21 protein-coding genes are annotated in these 16,812 nt (G+C 64.5%); 8 read left to right on the top strand and 13 right to left on the bottom strand.

Annotated elements, in window-relative coordinates:
* Positions 1 to 173: 173 nt before the first annotated feature.
* The 4 genes from cysE to P1T08_12600 all read right to left on the bottom strand — a co-directional run bounded on the left by cysE (position 174) and on the right by P1T08_12600 (position 2,655).
* Positions 174 to 878, bottom strand: coding sequence for a serine O-acetyltransferase (gene cysE, locus P1T08_12585; GenBank protein ID MDF1596907.1), 705 nt, complete (start codon positions 876 to 878; stop codon positions 174 to 176).
* Positions 875 to 1,813, bottom strand: a complete 939-nt coding sequence (cysK, locus tag P1T08_12590; GenBank protein MDF1596908.1) for a cysteine synthase A — start codon at positions 1,811 to 1,813, stop codon at positions 875 to 877. The genes cysE and cysK overlap by 4 nt, the downstream gene beginning before the upstream one ends.
* A 216-nt stretch (positions 1,814 to 2,029) precedes the next feature.
* The gene (locus P1T08_12595; GenBank protein MDF1596909.1) at positions 2,030 to 2,401 is read right to left on the bottom strand and encodes a type II toxin-antitoxin system VapC family toxin; all 372 of its coding nucleotides are present in this window, start codon (positions 2,399 to 2,401) and stop codon (positions 2,030 to 2,032) included.
* Complete coding sequence (locus tag P1T08_12600) at positions 2,398 to 2,655, bottom strand: type II toxin-antitoxin system Phd/YefM family antitoxin (GenBank protein ID MDF1596910.1); 258 nt, start codon at positions 2,653 to 2,655, stop codon at positions 2,398 to 2,400. The genes P1T08_12595 and P1T08_12600 overlap by 4 nt, the downstream gene beginning before the upstream one ends.
* Positions 2,656 to 2,990: 335 nt before the next feature.
* Between P1T08_12600 and P1T08_12605 the strand changes: the two genes are divergently transcribed.
* Entirely contained in the window at positions 2,991 to 3,239 is a 249-nt protein-coding gene (locus P1T08_12605) for a ribbon-helix-helix domain-containing protein (GenBank protein ID MDF1596911.1), read from the top strand.
* Positions 3,233 to 3,544 (top strand): type II toxin-antitoxin system PemK/MazF family toxin, encoded by a 312-nt coding sequence (locus P1T08_12610; GenBank protein MDF1596912.1) that lies wholly within the window; start codon positions 3,233 to 3,235, stop codon positions 3,542 to 3,544. Before P1T08_12605 ends, P1T08_12610 begins: the two co-directional genes overlap by 7 nt.
* Positions 3,545 to 3,597: 53 nt before the next feature.
* Here P1T08_12610 and P1T08_12615 read toward each other — a convergent pair whose 3' ends face one another.
* The 6 genes from P1T08_12615 to P1T08_12640 form a co-directional block, all read right to left on the bottom strand.
* Positions 3,598 to 3,861 (bottom strand): type II toxin-antitoxin system RelE/ParE family toxin, encoded by a 264-nt coding sequence (locus P1T08_12615; GenBank protein MDF1596913.1) that lies wholly within the window; start codon positions 3,859 to 3,861, stop codon positions 3,598 to 3,600.
* A 10-nt stretch (positions 3,862 to 3,871) separates the two neighbouring features.
* On the bottom strand, positions 3,872 to 4,126 hold the full coding sequence (locus P1T08_12620) for a type II toxin-antitoxin system Phd/YefM family antitoxin (protein MDF1596914.1): 255 nt from the start codon (positions 4,124 to 4,126) through the stop codon (positions 3,872 to 3,874).
* 80 nt (positions 4,127 to 4,206) lie between these two features.
* A complete protein-coding gene (locus P1T08_12625; GenBank protein MDF1596915.1) occupies positions 4,207 to 4,710 on the bottom strand; it encodes a DUF4262 domain-containing protein in 504 nt (167 codons plus the stop codon).
* Between the two features lie 189 nt (positions 4,711 to 4,899).
* The gene (locus P1T08_12630) at positions 4,900 to 5,115 is read right to left on the bottom strand and encodes a type II toxin-antitoxin system HicB family antitoxin (protein MDF1596916.1); all 216 of its coding nucleotides are present in this window, start codon (positions 5,113 to 5,115) and stop codon (positions 4,900 to 4,902) included.
* A complete protein-coding gene (locus tag P1T08_12635; protein ID MDF1596917.1) occupies positions 5,112 to 5,369 on the bottom strand; it encodes a type II toxin-antitoxin system HicA family toxin in 258 nt (85 codons plus the stop codon). Before P1T08_12635 ends, P1T08_12630 begins: the two co-directional genes overlap by 4 nt.
* A gap of 40 nt (positions 5,370 to 5,409) precedes the next feature.
* Positions 5,410 to 5,556: a hypothetical protein gene (locus P1T08_12640; GenBank protein MDF1596918.1), complete on the bottom strand. Its 147-nt coding sequence runs from the start codon at positions 5,554 to 5,556 to the stop codon at positions 5,410 to 5,412.
* A gap of 94 nt (positions 5,557 to 5,650) precedes the next feature.
* On the opposite strand from P1T08_12640, the gene P1T08_12645 reads away from it, so the two are divergent.
* From P1T08_12645 to P1T08_12665, 5 genes are all read left to right on the top strand, one after another.
* Complete coding sequence (locus P1T08_12645; GenBank protein MDF1596919.1) at positions 5,651 to 6,016, top strand: hypothetical protein; 366 nt, start codon at positions 5,651 to 5,653, stop codon at positions 6,014 to 6,016.
* Between the two features lie 101 nt (positions 6,017 to 6,117).
* The gene (locus tag P1T08_12650; protein MDF1596920.1) at positions 6,118 to 8,529 is read left to right on the top strand and encodes a hypothetical protein; all 2,412 of its coding nucleotides are present in this window, start codon (positions 6,118 to 6,120) and stop codon (positions 8,527 to 8,529) included.
* On the top strand, positions 8,526 to 10,202 hold the full coding sequence (locus P1T08_12655; GenBank protein ID MDF1596921.1) for a carboxypeptidase-like regulatory domain-containing protein: 1,677 nt from the start codon (positions 8,526 to 8,528) through the stop codon (positions 10,200 to 10,202). Before P1T08_12650 ends, P1T08_12655 begins: the two co-directional genes overlap by 4 nt.
* 242 nt (positions 10,203 to 10,444) lie before the next feature.
* Positions 10,445 to 10,900 carry an SRPBCC family protein gene (locus P1T08_12660; GenBank protein ID MDF1596922.1) on the top strand — a complete coding sequence of 152 codons (456 nt, stop codon included), beginning with the start codon at positions 10,445 to 10,447 and terminating at the stop codon, positions 10,898 to 10,900.
* 93 nt (positions 10,901 to 10,993) lie between these two features.
* Positions 10,994 to 11,497, top strand: coding sequence for a hypothetical protein (locus P1T08_12665; protein ID MDF1596923.1), 504 nt, complete (start codon positions 10,994 to 10,996; stop codon positions 11,495 to 11,497).
* 202 nt (positions 11,498 to 11,699) lie between these two features.
* Here P1T08_12665 and P1T08_12670 read toward each other — a convergent pair whose 3' ends face one another.
* From P1T08_12670 to P1T08_12680, 3 genes are all read right to left on the bottom strand, one after another.
* Complete coding sequence (locus P1T08_12670; GenBank protein MDF1596924.1) at positions 11,700 to 11,915, bottom strand: type II toxin-antitoxin system HicB family antitoxin; 216 nt, start codon at positions 11,913 to 11,915, stop codon at positions 11,700 to 11,702.
* A gap of 183 nt (positions 11,916 to 12,098) precedes the next feature.
* The gene (locus tag P1T08_12675) at positions 12,099 to 14,927 is read right to left on the bottom strand and encodes a S8 family serine peptidase (protein MDF1596925.1); all 2,829 of its coding nucleotides are present in this window, start codon (positions 14,925 to 14,927) and stop codon (positions 12,099 to 12,101) included.
* 215 nt (positions 14,928 to 15,142) lie between these two features.
* Complete coding sequence (locus P1T08_12680; protein ID MDF1596926.1) at positions 15,143 to 16,372, bottom strand: cytochrome c peroxidase; 1,230 nt, start codon at positions 16,370 to 16,372, stop codon at positions 15,143 to 15,145.
* A 96-nt stretch (positions 16,373 to 16,468) separates the two neighbouring features.
* Between P1T08_12680 and P1T08_12685 the strand changes: the two genes are divergently transcribed.
* Positions 16,469 to 16,648: a hypothetical protein gene (locus P1T08_12685; GenBank protein MDF1596927.1), complete on the top strand. Its 180-nt coding sequence runs from the start codon at positions 16,469 to 16,471 to the stop codon at positions 16,646 to 16,648.
* The last annotated feature ends 164 nt before the right edge of the window (positions 16,649 to 16,812 follow it).

A 16,812-nucleotide genomic window follows, 5' to 3' on the forward strand; every position in this document is an offset into this window, starting at 1 on the left:
ACCCTGTGAGTAGGACGCCGGCCATGTGAGCCCCACGCACCGGCGATTCGCGCTGGCCCGCTCTAAGCGGTCGGAAGGGTGGCGCCACCGCCACGTTTCAGATGTGCGAAGCCGGCACAATCGACCTGGTCGAACAGAGCCACGGTCAACCGGCAGCGGCCGGCTTTTGAGTCTCAGATGCCGGCACCGCCGAGGTAGGTTTCCGTTCCGTTGCCGGGCACCGAGAGCATTGCGTCGTTGACGATCGACTCGAGGTCGCTGACCCGGTCGACCAGGACTTCGATCACTCGCACATCGTGATCTCCCTTGCTCTCGGCCAGGTTGACCCGGTGTTCGTCGTGGTGCTCGCGGTCGAGCACCCGGCCGGCCACCCCGACCACGGTGGCCCCGGGGGGAACGTCGCGGACCACGATCGCTCCGGCGCCGATCTTCGCTCCGGCACCGACGGTGACCGCGCCCAGCACTTTGGCTCCCGCGCCGACCACGACGCCGTCGCATAGGGTCGGATGCCGCTTCGTCTTTTCGAGGCTCGTCCCGCCGAGGGTCACTCCCTGGTAGAGCATCACGTCGTCGCCGATTTCGGTCGTCTCGCCGATGACCACCCCCATCCCGTGATCGATGATGAACCGCCGGCCGATGGTGGCGCCCGGGTGGATCTCGATCCCGGTGACCGCTCGATTCACGTGGCTCAACAGCCGGGCCCAGAATCGGAAGTTGTGTCTCCACAGCCGGTGGGCGATGCGGTGCAGCCAGACGGCGTGCAGGCCCGGATAGCTGAACAGCACCTCCGGCACCGTCCGAGCGGCCGGATCGCGTTCGAACATCGCCCCGACGTCCTCGCGCAACCGGGTCATGATCCCGGGGCCGGCCGCGGTCATCGGCCCACTCCTTCGAACAGGGCCGTTGAGAGGTAGCGCTCGGCCGCATCCGGCAGCACCACGACGATCAGTCTCCCTTCGCTCCCGGGACGGGCGGCCACCTCGAGCGCCGCCTTCAAGGCGGCCCCTCCTGAGATGCCGGTGATGATGCCTTCAGTGCGGGCGAGCCGGCGGGAGGTCTCGAAGGCGTCCTCGTTCGACACCCGCACGACCTCGTCGATGATCTCCGTGTTGAGCACGACGGGCACGAACCCTGCGCCGATCCCCTGGATCTTGTGCGGGCCCGGCGCCCCTCCGGATAGCACCGGCGAGTCGTCCGGTTCTACGGCCACCATCCGGACCGACGGCTTGCGTTCCTTCAGGGTCTCGCCGACCCCGGTGATCGTTCCCCCGGTGCCAACCCCGGCGACGACCACATCGACCTCGCCGTCGGTGTCCGTCCAGATCTCTTCGGCAGTCGTACGCCGGTGAATGTCGGGGTTGGCGGGATTGGCGAACTGCTGGAGGATCACCGACCCGGGTATTTCGTCCCGGATCGACTCCGCCCTGGTGATCGCTCCATTCATTCCCTGGTCGCCGGGGGTGAGGACCAGTTCCGCTCCGAGGAAAGCCAGCAGGCTGCGGCGTTCAACACTCATCGTGTCGGGCATGGTGAGGACCAGTCGATAGCCCTTGGCGGCCGAGGCGAAGGCGAGCGCAATCCCCGTATTACCCGAGGTCGGCTCGACCAGGGTCGTTTGGCCCGGAGTGATGCGGCCCTCGGCCTCCGCCACTTCGATCATGTTGACCCCGATGCGGTCTTTGACACTGGAGAGCGGATTGAACGATTCGAGTTTGACGACGACCCGGCCGCCGCCCGCCGGCGCCAGCCGTTGGAGTTCGATCAGGGGTGTGCGGCCGACGGTTTCTGTGATGTTTGAGTAGATGGCTGCCATGAGGTTCCTCCCAAATTGAGAACGGCCCGTCTATTGCGGGCCGTTTAGTGGTGAGTCAGATCGGTCGGCTCAACATATTTCGCCCGCGGGGAAACCAACCGGGCAACAGCAGCAGCGGAAGGTCTGGGCGGACGACATCAGGGAAGTCACGCTAGCACGGCAGTGTGGGCATCGGCCAGGAAGATTTCTCTAGCGGGCGATAGCAGAGGGTACGTCTCAGAACCTAGCCACCGCATACCGGGCAAACACCGGATCGCCGGTGACCACTGCCAGGTCCTCGACTTGGGCTTGGGCTATCAGCATCCGATCGAATGGATCCCGATGGTGCGGCGGAAGCTGCCCGACGGCTTCGGCGTGGGCGACGGTGATCGGCAACTGCTCGAGCTCACTCGAGATCAAGGCGGACACCAGATCGTCGGGAGCGTCCAGTTCGCCGAGTGCCTTCTTGATAGAGATTTCCCAGGCAGTGGCGGCGCTCACACAAACGATATTGGCCGGGTCGGCGATTGCGGCGCGGTGTTCGACGGAGAGCGCCGGATCATCGGACAGCCACCACAACAGGATGTGTGTGTCGAGCAGTAGCTTCACTCGCCGTCCTCAAAGGTGGCGATGACTTCATCGGGCGTGGTGTCGAAGTCGGCCGCGATTCGCACTCGCCCCTTCCACACCCCGGGCACCCTGGCGGTCTGCGTCTCGCGGAACGGGACGAGTTTGGCCATCGGCACTCCCGACCTGGTGATGATGATCTCTTCACCGGCCGCAGCCCGTTGCACGAGTTTCGAGAAGTGCGTCTTGGCCTCGTGGATGTTGGGCATGATCGGACTAAGCTTAGTCCACTTCATCACACTTCTCACTCCAGCTCTCGCGCCTCGGGTTCGGATTCCTAGCCCCTCGACTGCACTTATGCGGACCGGTCGGTTCGCGTTCATCGAAGTAGCCCGAAGCGAAGACAGGCGACGCGCAGGGCAGGTCAGTCACGCCTCACAACCTATGTCAGATCGAGGTATCCACCAAAGCTGGTTTTCGCGACCTTGTCGGCCCGCCAAAACCACCTCACTGCTGGCCGGCCCATTGCCGTACCGTTCCTGGGACGGCCGCCAAGAGCACCTATGCGCTGCAGGGGCCATCCCTTGACCAACCTCTCGACTGCTGCATTGCGTTCCGGTATGCTGTTTGCATGACACAGCTGGTTACGAGAGTCGACGAACGACTCGTCTTCCTCATCGATGAACTCGTGAAGCAGGGCATCGTCGAGTCTCGCTCCGACGCCGTCCGACGCGGGCTCAAAGCGCTGATCGACGAGACACGGCGCAGTCGAACGGCCCAAGCGATCATCCGTGGTTACCAAGACCATCCCCAGCAGGAAGATGAAGTCGGGTGGGCCGATCAATCCACCATCTTCATGATTAGCGAGGAGTCGTGGTAACGCCCGCCCAGGGTGACATCTGGTGGGCCGAAGCCGAAGACAAGCGCCGGCCGGTGCTGATCGTCACGCGAACCGAGGCGATACCCGTCCTGCGCTGGATCGTGGTTGCCCCGGTCACGCGGACCATCCGCGGGATTCCGACCGAGATCACTCTCGACGCCGACAACGGCCTGCCCGTCTCCTGTGTCGCCGCCTTCGACAACCTCCAGCCGATCCGTAAGACGTTTCTCACCGAGCAAGTCGGTTCACTCGACCTGCGTCGGGCTGAGATCTGCAGGGCGTTGGCCGCCTTTTCGGACTGCTGACCCAGTCGGACCTCATCCAGTTGGGCCGGCAACGTCTCGATCCCCGGGAAACACTATTGGGGCCGATACACGTCCCCCCGATGTTGCACGCGATGGATGAGGACTATCTGATCGTGCTCGAAGATCTCGTAGATGATGCGGTAGTCGCCGCGGCGGGCTGAATGAAGGCCTTCGAGTTCTCCGACCAGGGGTTTCTCGAGTCGTTGCTGGTTCTGCGCAAGTGGCCCGAAGATGGATGTCAGGGCCGCATCGCGTACCTTTGTCGGCAGACGGTTGAGATGCCGCAGACCCTCGGGCGTGATCTCAACCTCGTACACCGGCAGGCCCTCAGACGTGATCGCGCAGGCGGAATCGCTTGCCTTCGCCGGCTTCGGCCCGTGAACGACGCAGAGAATCCATCAAGGCGTCATCCTTGAGAATGTCGAGGGACACCTCGAGAGACTCGAGGTCGTCGGGGCTCATCAGAACGAATGAGGGTCGACCGTTGCGAGTCACCAGGATGCGGTCGTGTTGAACCTCGACTCGATCGGCGATTTCGGACAAGTGGGCCTTGACCTCCGAGAACGGCAACGTATCGCTCATAACCCCACTATAGGTCAGAATCTTGACCAATCAAGACCTCCTTTCAACAGCGCGCCCTGCCGGGAGTCGCAGAGCACCACCTACGCCCGGAATGTTCCCGGTCGGGGTTGCTTCTCCATTCCGGCGTGACCCTCAGCCCAGGGAAAACGCCCCTCTTCATCGGTATAGCTCAGCTGGAGCACCGGCACCGAGAACTCATCCGGCCGCCGGTAGAAGGCGTTGGCGCTGAAGACGATATCGCCCGGGTTGGGGACGACCTCAGGGATGACCCGGCGGTCCCATCCTTCGATCTCGACCTCTAGGCCCGGCAGCAACGACTCCCCGGAGCGCACCCGTTCGCCGAGTGAGTTGAGAACGGTGACGGCCGACTCGGGCGAGACCCCGAAGAGCAGCAGTTCCGGATGATTCATCCCGAAGAGACCCACCGTGTAGGCGAAGGGCGGCCCGTCGTCGGGCGGGCATGGGCATCCCGGCCGCGAGCAGGTGTCGCCTCCTACGTATTCGATATACCAGCCGCACCGGCGGACGACACCGGTGATGTGGGCTTCCCGCTGATCGAGCCAGGCTTCGACGGAGGCTTCCATGTTTCCCTCTCTCGTTCGGATGTTGCGAACGTATCTCCCCACAGGGACAGAAACACAGGATGGCGCTCGACGTGGGTCGATTGAGGATTCATCTCCATTGCGGCTCGCCGATTCATGATCGGATTCGTAGACCCTCGTGGAAACCGCAGTCGCTTGGCCAGACCTCGAAGCGCAGGACCCTTCGCCCGTTCAGGAGCCGTAGAGTGCCGGCCTGTATCGGGGCTTCGGGATATCTCGACCCGTCTCGGCAGCCGCCTTCAGCCATGCGGCCTTCGCTTCCATAACGCCGGCCAAAGCGGTCTCTGGGGTTGGCCCGAAGGCCGAGCAGGAGGGGAGATCGGGAATGTCGGCTATGTAGCCGCCGTCTTCCTCGCTGAAGAACACATTGATGTGGTAGTCGCTCATAGGTCGCCCTCTATCCGAAGATTGTATCGCTCTACCAGCTTCACTAGTTGTCGCACCTGATAGGGCTTGGCATCACCATGCACTTCCTGGAGATTGAGCAACTCGGCGAAACCGTCGCGGGCAAGGATATGGTGGCTCCCGCTCACGCGAACAATCTCGAACCCGAGTTTGCGGCACAATCGTATGAGGTCCGAGAATCTCACGTTGTCAACCCTGCCTTGACCGATGCGGGCGAGCAGTTGGGCGGGTTTCATACCGACAAGGTACGAACGGTCAGGGACAGTAAACCCACTTCTAGTCCGGAGCCGGCCAGCAGCCGGCCGCCATTGCCTGAGTTTCGGCGTAGGCGCTGGGGCATTCGGGTTTCACTTCGCGAGTGTTGTAGAAGTGGACAATTCCCTCCAACGACTTGAAGTAGCCGTTGTGGCCGAACGCCTTCACCGTCCCGGCCGACTGGAGGGCGACGTTGCGCAGGGCGATTCGGCGAAGACTGGTTCGCTATGGTCGTGGGGAAGCCGTTCGGGGAGATCGGATCGTGCCGGAAGCATCGGGCTATCAAGGCCCGCCTGAGGCGCTCGAGCAATACAAGGCGGTCGTCGAGGCCGGCTCCGGCGACGCGATCGTGAAGGGCGCCAAGAGTGCCTACACGTCGCGCAATGGGCACATGTTCAGCTTCCTCGACGCCGACGGTTCGATGGCTTTGCGCCTGTCGGACGAGCTCGGGGAGGAGTTCCGGTCGACCTACGACAGTGGTCCGGTGATTCAGTACGGGAGCGTGATGCGCGGGTACGTATCGGTCCCGCCGGAGCTCCTGGCCGATACCGCAGAGCTGGCAGTCTGGTTCGACAAGTCGTACGACTGGATCGGCACCCTGGCCCCAAAGCCGACCAAGAAGAAGTAGCTACTCCTACCGCCGGCCGGATCTCATGACCATCGGCCCTGGCCGCACCTTGCCGCCTCCCTGATAATGGATCAGGAGATACATCACGGTCGGGAGGGCGTATGGCACAACGGCTGCTGATGGCAGCGATCCTGGTGGTGGTGCTGCTTGTGCCGGCGACGGTGGCCGCCCAGGATGCCACGATCGGAGACCCCCAGTGGATCCGCACAGGCGGGCCCATCGGCGGCCTCGGCTACGACGTGCGGATGCGTCCGGACAATCCCGACACGTTGTTGGTCACCGACGCCTGGGCCGGCATGTTCATGAGTACCGACGGAGGTGCGGTCTGGTTCCCGGTCAATGAGGGAATCACCACGCGCACCGGACCCACCGGAGACGCCATCCCGGTGTTCTGCGCGACAGTCGATCCGAATGATCCGGACATCGTGTGGGCCGGCACCCAGAACCTGCGCGGCATCTTCAAGTCTGTCGACGGCGGGCATTCGTGGGTCGAGTTGGATCGTGGGGTCGTCGAAACCGACGGCATCACCTTCCGGGGCATCACCGTCGATCCCCACGACTCCGACGTCGTGTGGGCCGCCGCCGAAATCTCCAGCTGGGCAGGAGGGAGACCCGAACGAACCGGGAGGGGCTTCGATCTGGTCGAGGGAGTCGTTTATCTCACCACGAACGGCGGGGCCGACTGGACGGCGGTCTGGAGGGGCGACAACCTGGCCAGGTATATCTGGATCGATCCCACCGATTCGGACACCGTCTACGTCTCCACCGGGATCTTCGACCGCGAAGCCGCCAACTCGGATCCGGAAACCGGGGTCCCCGGCGGCGAGGGAATCCTCAAGACCACGGATGGCGGTCGCACCTGGACAAATGCCAACCAAGGCCTCGGCAATCTCTACATCGGAAGCCTGTTCATGCATCCCGACGATCCGCAGGTTCTCCTCGCAGCGGCGGGTAGCAACGTCTACTACGAAGGGACCGGCGTCTACCTCACCACCGACGGCGCGGCGACCTGGGAGCCCGTTCTCGTCGATCCCGACAAGGAGGCCGAGGGCTTCCACTCCGTCGAGTTCTCGCTTGCCGAACCCGACATCGCCTACGCCGCTTCGAGCGGTTCGGTGTACCGCAGCGAAGACGGCGGCCGCACCTGGGCGGCAATGACACCACCGGGTTCGGCCTGGGGAGACCCGCCGGTCCGCGGCGGCTTTCCCATCGATATCCAGGTTGATCCCCGGGATCCCGACCGGCTCTTCATCAATGCTTACGGCGGCGGCAACTTCCTCAGCCGCGACGGTGGCCGCTCCTGGACCGTGGCCAGTACGGGATATACCGGCGCCCAGATTCGCGGCGTCGTGGTCGACCCCGACAATCCCGGACGGGTCTGGGTCACCGGACGCAGCGGTCTCTTCGTCTCGACCGACGGCGGCACCACCTGGGTCGGGCAATCCCCGTTCGACCCCTACCCGACCTTCGAGGGCATGGCCCTGGCCATCGCCGCCGATGGCTCGATGCTGGAAGCGGACAACGTCGGCCGGGGCATCGCCTACGGCGAAGGGCAGGATTGGAGCTACGCCGAACCGGCCTGGCCGTATCCCCAGGCGGTTGAAGCCTTTGCCTTCGCACCGTCGAATCCGGAGGTGGCGTACGCCGGACTTGGCGCCTTCTTCACACCCAGCTACTTCGACGACTTCATTCCCGGAGGCGGTGTCCTCCGATCCGACGACGGAGGCAGGACCTGGCAGCCGGCCAACGACAGCCTCTCGGAAACGGCCCACGTGACCGGAATCGCCGTGGACCCGAACGATCCCGCCCGGGTTTTCGCCTCCACCCACAACGCCGGCCTGCTCCTCTCTCTCGACGGTGGAGCCTCATGGCAGACGGTCGGCGCTACCACCGACCTCCCGGTGGTTGCTGTGGCCATCCATCCAACCGACCCCCGGGTCGTTCTCTTCGGATCGCGGGGCGTTCACCGCAGTACCGATGGCGGTGAGACCTGGACGGCGGCGGCCGGCGGCGTCGCTCCGGAGTCGATGATCGTCGATTTCGTCTTTGATCCCACCGATCCCGGCGTTGTCTTCGCCGCCGATATCGGGAGCGGTGTCTACCGGTCGACGGATGCCGGGTTGTCCTGGGAGGCGATCAACCTCGGGCTCCGGACCCGGGCGGTCAACGACCTGGCGATCTCGCACGACGGTCGCCATCTGTATGCAGCTACCGAAGGCGAGGGCATTTACCGCCTCGACCTCGACGGGACTCCACCGGAAGCCGCGCCGTTGCCGACGATCCCCACGACCACGTCGACCACCAGCGCCCCCGCCACAGTCACCACCACCTCCGTAGCCGGGGTCGCTTCTACCGGCACGTCGGTAACCACACCCGAGCCGCAGGCAGCCGACGGCAACCGCGACGAAGGGGTCTCATGGCTCCTTTGGGCGGGGGCCGGTGCTGCCTTGCTGGTCGTGTTCGGACTGGGGTTGGCGATCGGCCGGGCCCGCCGGGCGAGGAGCCCTGATTGATCCGCCGCCTCCGCCTTCCGGCCGGGTTGCTTGCCGGGCTGGTGGTGGTCGGCGGCATTCTGCTTTTCGCTCTTCCCGCCGATCGGACTATCCACGGCCGGGTACTGGCGGCGGACGGAACGCCGGTTGTCGACGCGATCGTTCGGATCCAGGCGACCGACGTTTCCGTGCGCACGGCTTCCGATGGCGGGTTTGTCCTCGAATCCGGCCAGAGCGTGCGATTGAGTGCCTGGGCTCCCGGTTTCTACATCGCCGGGGGCGAAGAACACGCCCCGGGCAGCGAGGCCACGTTCACCCTGTCGGCAGTCCCGGACGCCGACCATCCCGAGTACGAGTGGCTCGGTGTGGAGGCGGGCGGTGGAGGCGAGGCCCAGGGTTGTGCCGCCTGTCACAGTCGGGACGGTACCGACCTTCCCTTCGCTCTGCCGGTCGACGAGTGGCGTCAAGACGCCCACGGCCAATCAGCCCAGAACCCCCGTTTCATCACCATGTATCTCGGGACGGACGTCGCCGGCCGGCTCAGTCCGTCGACCAGGTACGTCTCTAGTCGGGATTACGGGCGGGTGCCGCTGGCGCCCGACCCTTCCCGGCCCTATTACGGACCCGGCTACAAACTCGACTTCCCCGACACGGCCGGCAACTGCGGCGCTTGCCACCTCCCCGTGGCGGCGGCCGACGATCCGTACGGGGTCGAGCCGGGCAATCTCGTCGGCGTTGCAGCCGAGGGGATCACCTGTGACTTCTGCCACAAGATATGGGACGTGTCGCTCGATGCCGACACGGCCATGCCGCTTCCCAACCGGCCCGGGGTGTTGTCGTTCGAGTTGCTTCGCCCTCCGGAGGGCCACCAGTTCTTCACCGGCCCGTTCGACGACGTCGCTCCCGGCGAGGACACCTACTCGCCCCTGCAGACCCAAAGCGCGTACTGTGCCCCCTGCCACCACGCCGTGTTCTGGGACACAGTCGTCTACGACTCCTACGGCGAGTGGCTTCGCAGTCCCTACAGCGATCCTGAGACCGGACGGACCTGCCAGGACTGCCACACGCCGGCCACCGGCGCCACCGTGTTCGTCCGTCCCGACGCCGGTGGCTTGACCCGGGACCCGGAAACGATCCGCAGCCATCTCATGCCGGGAGCCGGCGATGAGGAGTTGCTTGCCAACGCCGTCACGGTGACGGCGAGTGCGGTCGAGGAGGAGGGCCGGATTGCCATCGAGGTGACGATTACCAACGACCGGACGGGACATCATGTGCCCACCGATTCGCCGCTCCGTCACCTGATCCTGCTGGTCGCCGCAACGGATGGTGACGGGACGGCCCTATCGCAGTTGGACGGTCCGGTCGTGCCCGACTGGGCCGGGCGGGGCGACCCCGAAACCGGCCACTTCGCCGGTCTGCCCGGCACCGCCTATGCCAAGGTCCTGGAAGAGTTGTGGACGGAGGTGTCTCCCACCGGGGCGTACTGGAACCCGACCCGGGTGCTATCCGACAACCGCATCGCAGCGCTGGACCGCGACACGACCCGATACGTGTTCGCAGCTCCCCCAACCGGACCGGTAGCCGTCGAGGTCACCCTGCTTTTCCGACGGGCCCACCTGGAGCTAATGGAGCAGAAAGGATGGGTTGTCCCCGATATCGAGATGGCCCATCTCACGGTGCGCGTGGACGGCTGAGCCGGGTGGGTTGGTTGCAGCGGCGGCATCCCTGGCTGTGACCGATTGGTTTCCGGAAGAAGATCGCGCGGGCAATGAGTCCCCGCGGACCGAACCCACATCCGTTCTCCCCTCACCGAAGGTGGGGGAGTCCGCCCGGTCGGAGGCCGGGTGGAAGGGGGGCAACACCAAACCAACTCCACTTGGGACAGTGCGCCCGCGACGGGATTTGTTACTCTCGATGATCGAACGAAGGGGAACCCATGAGAGAGCTTGTCGTGACTCACGACTCGAGCGCTGGACCGGAGCAGGTGTGGAGCGTGCTGACCGACCTCGACAACGCCGCCGTCGCCATCTCTGCAATTGAGAAGGTCGAGCGTCTCGACGGCGGCGGCGGATTCGAGCTGGGCACCACCTGGCGCGAAACCCGGACGATGTTTGGCAAGAAGGCCACAGAGGACATGACGGTCACAGAACTCGAGCCCGGCCGGTCGTACACAACCGAGGCGAGATCCCACGGCGCCCATTACCTATCAACCAACCGCGTGGAGCCGATCGAGGGCGGCAGTCGTATCACGGTCACTTTTGGTGCCGAGCCGACCAGTGCCATCTCCAAGGTCTTCGCGGCCACCATCGGCAGGTTGTTCGACAACGCCACGCGCAAAGCCCTGGCGAAGGATTTGACCGAAATCGCCGCCGCCGCGGAGAGATCATCCTGAGGTTTGGAGAATCGGTAAGAGCCGCAGCGAGATAGCCCCTTATCAGCACCTCACGCGCGCCGTATTCTGTAGCCACGGGACAAAGGAGGTTCCATGCGTAGGATCTGGCTACCCGTGCTCGTGAGCATCCTTCTGGTGGGAACGACAGCCGTGCCCGCCCTCGCCGGCAAGGATCTCCCATTCAAAGCGCACGCCGAGCGGGTGTGGGCTGGACCGCTCGGACCGAATCCCTCGTGCCCGGAGGGGTACGTCGGAGAGGACTCCGAGTCCATCGGCACCGGCACCCATCTGGGAAGATTCCATATTTTCGAGACCCTCTGTCTCGATTTCCGCACGCCGCCCATCGCGCCATTCGAGGTGTACGGCGAACTCGTAACCGCCAACGGCGACCACCTGACCTTTCACGTGGAAGGCGACTTCAATCTCATCTCCGGGGCAATGACGAGCAGCGGGTGGACCTTTACCGGTGGTACCGGGAGATTTGAGTCTGCCGAAGGCCAAGCGGAGGACACGGTGATTCGCGATTCAGAGGGAACCCTCATCGGCGTGAAAGTTGTGGGCACGATCACCTTCAACGCGTCGGATCGCTCCGGCTGAAGTGCGACAACGCGGCTAGCCGAGCCCAGGATTACTGGGCTCGGCCGCTGATCTTGGGTACCCGTGGCCTCTGCCGTGTCACAGCATCTCGAGGCAGTTGGCTGACCAGGGCGTTCGGACGGGATCGATCACACCGCCAGGCCCGGTCGTTGAGGCAAGACGAAAGAGGGCCGGCACCGCCTCTCCTTCGTTCGTCACCCGTTCAGGATCCGTAGAGCGCCGGCCTGTACCGGGGCTTCGGGATCTCGCGCCCCGCCTCGGCGGCCGCCTTCAGCCAGGCGGCCTTCGCTTCCATAACTGCAGCCAAAGCGGTCTCTGGGGTTGGTCCGAAGGCCGAGCAGGAGGGGAGATCGGGAATGTCGGCTATGTAGCCGCCGTCTTCCTCGCCGAAGAACACATTGATGTGGTAGTCGCTCATAGGTCGCCCTCTATCCGAAGATTGTATCGCTCTATCAGCTCCACTAGTTGTCGCACCTGATGGTCAGGGGCAAAGCCCCTCGCCACCAAAGCATCCATTGCTAGGTGGGAGGGCGGCACCACCAGACCACGCCGCGGCAACAGCCTCAGCCCACCGGGAGCCGACGTTTCTTGGGCCAACAGCTCAGCAGATCTCCAGCACGTTCACCCAGATCGAATGGGTGGCGGTATGCCCGTCGGAGTCGGTCACGGTCAGGGTGATGACGTGCACGGTTGACGTGCAGCTATCTCCGCTGAGGGTGACCGTGATGGACTGTCCGGTCCCCAAGTTTCCATCCAGATCCGACTCCCACACGAGGCTGGCGTCCGACAGCGTTCCGTCCTCGGGGTCGGTGCCCATTCCGGTCAGCGTCACCGAATCGCCGACCACAATGATGGTGGCGGTGGCCGGACTGGTGATCTGGGCACTCGGATAGCCGGCACCGGCCACAACCTCGACGCCAATCGTGTCGGTGCCCGTCAATCCGAAGCCGTCGGTCACCGTCAACGTGATGGTGTGCGTTCCGGCACTCAACTGGCTCGACACGGTCCATCCGCTCCCCAGGTTGCCGTCGAGGCTGGAACTCCAGACCAGATCGGAAGCTTGGATCGCCTCGTCGGGGTCGAATCCGAATCCGGAGAAGTTGACCGTTTGACTGGTGTAGAAAGTCGATCCGGTGGCCGGATAGGTGATGGACGCGGTCGGTGCCGTGTTCACCACGAAAACCTGCACCTGATCGGTGGCGGTCGCTCCGAAGGCATCGGTGGCCGTGGCGGTGATCGTGTGGCTGCCAAGCTGGAGGGTCGGTGCCGCACAGCTGTAGGGTCCGATGACTCCGTTGTCTGCGCACAGCTCTCCCTGGCGGTCCGAGGTGAAGGTCACCGACACATCGAACTGGTCGCCCCACGGCTTCGCCTTTTCGGGGTCGGTCACGTCGGCACCGAGGTACACGCCGTCGTAGGGCACCGGCTCACCGTTGGTGTGCGAGGTGATGTGGATGGTCGGCGGCTGATTGGGTTTCACCTGCTGTAGGGCCCTCAACGCATCCACGTAGCCGGTGGTCACCTTGGGGTCGGTACTGGTGTTAGCCGAGGCCTGGAGCATGGTGAGGATCTGGCTCTTGTACAGGTAGGGGTTGAGGGCCTTCATCAGCGCCACGATGCCAGACAGATACGGCGCCGAGCAGGAGGTGCCGTTGAAGAAGGCAAGTTCATCTTCGCCGGTGACGTTGATATCTTCGCCGGCGCTGACCCGGGTGAGGGTTGAGAAGAGCCCGGTGGGTGCCCACATGTCGACCGGCGTGCCGTAGTTCGAGCCGTCCCAGGCCAGGCCGTTCCTGACGATTGCTCCGACGCAGATGGCCCCGTCGAGTTCGCACGGATAGATGTCGTTGTTGCCGATGTCGTCGCCGGCGTTGCCGGCCGAGGCCACGACGATGGCGCCGGTGTTGCGGGCGCTCCCGACTGCGGCCTTCAGCACATTGCCGTTGTCGAAGTTGCGACACATCCAGCCACAGTCGAAGTCGATGCTGGTGTTGACGACATGGGCGTTGTTGTAGGCGGCGTCGTAGACGCCCGAGGCGATCTCCCAGACGTCGGGTCCGACCCGGATCAGCAGGGTCTTGATCTCGGCGCCGGTCGTGCCTCCGCCGCTGGTTCCGGCCGTTCCGTAGAGGTTGCGGCCGTTGGCGCAACAGGTGCCGAAGGACATCTGTCCGTGCCAGCAACCTTTGGGACAGTTGGAGAACCCCATGGCGATCCCACCGGCCGTCCAGTCGTAGTCGATCTCGTCGAGCTGGGGCGGTTTGCTGCCCGAGTAGAGGAAGTCATCGCTGCCCACCAGCGGGACTCCGGTGGTCGTGCTCAGGTCGAACCCGCTGTCGACCACCGCCACCATGGTCGGGTAGTAGGCGGTGGTGGGCGGGAAGCCCTGGTAGCGCAGGTACTCCCAGGCCCGGATAACACCCACGGAAACCTCGTTTTCGCTCATCCACCACCAGTTGGCGGCGTCGAGGTAGCCCCCTCCGTCGGCGGGGTGTTCGCACACGGTGCAGTTGAAGTCGGCGATCTGGTTGAGAGTGATCTGGTGGTCGGCTCGCTCCCTGGCTACCAGCGCAGTCAATCGGGCGGCAGTATCAGTGGAGAAGGTCCACGCTCCGCGCAGTCCGGCGGTTTCCATGTTGACGGCGAAGTCGCCGAGCGGCGACGTGGTCGGGTCGACGCCGACGAGGACGAACCCGGTGGTGGGAGCCATGGCCGGGTTGGGGGTTTCGCCTTCGACCAGCAGCGGTGTGCCGTCCCGCAGGACGGTGCCCCCATAGGCAGAGAGGAGGGCGGCCAGCTCGGCCGGGTCATCGGTTTGGAGGATGACCTCGTCGGCTACGAACGTTTCGGGAGTGCCGTCTGGTCCGACCGCCGCTTCCACGGTGCGGGCCGGTCCCCCGCTCAACCCGGGGATCTCGGCGACTTCGGGGGTAACGGTGGGGTCGATCTGGTAGGAGAAGTGACCGGCGATCAGGATGTCGATCAACTCCTGCACCTGGAGTTGAGCGTCACAGTCGACGATCCAGTCGTTGCGGTCGGGTTTGGGCGGGCACCCGTCGAAGCGTTTGCGGAGGTTCTTCAGACCGATCAAGCCCTCCTCGATGTGGCCGGCCGCGAAGGCGGCTTCGATGGCCGACAACCGGGCACTGGTCGCCGTCCGCAAGCCCGGTTCGCCATCTTCGAACACACCGTCGCCGAAACCTTCGATGAGCGCGATCAGAATGTCGGGATCGCCGCCGTCGATAATGCCGTCACCGTCGGAGTCGGGATCGGCAGGATCGGTCCCCAACGCAACCTCGAGAGCATCGATGAGCCCGTCGTCATCGGAATCGACGACGGGCGCGGCGGGATCGAATGCGGCGCTCGGCGTCACCGAAGCGCCCAGGAACATGGTCAGACCGACGAGAAGAACGAGGGATTTCCGCTGCATGACAACCTCCCGGCAATCGGAGTACTGCCCTCAGAGCATCAACTCCCCCCAGGTTCTCTCATTCGAATCGGGCGGTCTAGAGGAAAAGGCCACCAACGTGGGCGCCGGCGCAAAGCGCGGCGGCCCCTGCGATTGACCGGAGGCCGGCGCCGGTGGGTTGCCGGCGGCGAGACCACGGACGGGCCAGGTCTCGCCGCCGCTTCTGAGATTCCCTATCAGCCGTCGGACAGAGTCCGGAGGAAGGCCACGATCGCCGCCTCCTCTGCCGGGGTCAGGCCCAGATCACCGAGTTCGTCGGTGTTGACGTTGTCGTCTATTTCCGGAGCCGGCCAGCATCCGGCCGACATCGCCTGGGCTTCGGTGTAGGCGCCGGGGCATTCGGGCTTCACGTCTCGAGTGTTGTAGAAGTGGACGATTCCCTCCAGCGACTTGAAGTAGCCGTTGTGCCCGAACGCCTTCACCGTCCCGGCCGGCTGCAGGGCGACGTTGCGCAGGGTGGGAACCTTGAACTTCCCCATCTCTTCTTCGTAGACGTCTTCGTCGTAACCGGCATTCATGAGGAAGCCACCCAGACCAGGATCTCTGAAGTCGGGATCCGCCAGATAGGCCGGGTTCTCGGGGTTCACCGGGATGCCGAGGTTGTCGAAGGTGAAATCGGTGAACAGCGCATCCTGGCCGGTGGCGGAATGGCACGCCCGGCAGCCACCCTTGCCCTGAAACAGCGCGAAGCCTCTCTGCTCCTCTCTCGACAACTTGCCCAGATCGAACTTCGAGCTGAAGGCGTTGGAGGCCGTGGAGTCTTCGAACGCCGCAATCGCGAGGGCAATCTGGTCGTAGGCGCCATCGGAGATGGTACGGTCGGCGGCGGAAAGGGCCACCGTGGTGCCCTCGGTAGCGCACGTAGCCGCAATGCCTCCCGGCCAGGTGATACTGCAGGTGTCCGCCCCCCAGACGCTGGTGAAAAGCGTCCCGTAGCCACCGGTACACACCTTCCAGACCACGCACGCCGAGTCGGGAAGTGCCTGCTCCATCGGATTCAGGAAAGGTCCCTGCGCTTGATCGGCGGCCGGATTCCCCAGCTTCTCGCCCGTCGCCCGGCCGTCCCAGAAGTTGCCTCCCACGTACGTGCCCTTCTTGTCCACATGGAAGATCGGGCTCACCGTCGCGTAGGCGGAACTCGGCGGCTTGCGGTCCCCGAATCGGCCGGCGATGGAACCCTCGTACACAGCTCCGGCTGCGTTGATCGCTTCGTTCGGACCGGTCCAGCCCCAATCAGGATCGTGACAGCTCGCACACGACTGGTTTCCGTTGATGGACAGGGCTTCGTCGAAGAAGATGCCCTCCCCTAGTTGCTCGATGGGTGTGAGCTCCTGGGCGCCGGCCGGAACGACGGCCGCCACCAGCAGGATTGCCATGAACAACAATCCCCATACCCTCGGTCTCATAATGCCTCCCGTATCTCTCGATGCGGTCGAGGCGCCTCCCGATTGGCATTATGCCGACCGCGTCCTTCGACTGGATAGAGGAAAAGGCCACATTGGATGGTGGCCCATCTGGGCCGGGTGGTGGTGCGACTGTCCGCCGACCGGGCACAGGAGTTCGTTGGCCGGATGGACCGGCTGGTCTCCGACCTGCGGGAAGCCGACGACGAGCGAGAAGGCTCGGTCGGCTTCGCCTTGACCGCCGCGCTGGTACCCACCGACCTGGAGGATGACCGATGACCTCTGCCACTCCCCCGGGCCAGCCGGGGCCTCAGGCGTTTCGCCGCCCGATTCGCACGACCGCGTGGCCGGTGGGCTCCCTGCGGCACTAGTGGTCTGTCGCGGATTCAGTGATCTGGTTGAGGGCGGCTCGTCCTCGTTTGACTTTGGCAATGATTTCTTCG

Source organism: Acidimicrobiia bacterium (assembly GCA_029210695.1).
Taxonomy (GTDB): Bacteria; Actinomycetota; Acidimicrobiia; order Spongiisociales; family JAHEDJ01; genus JAHEDJ01.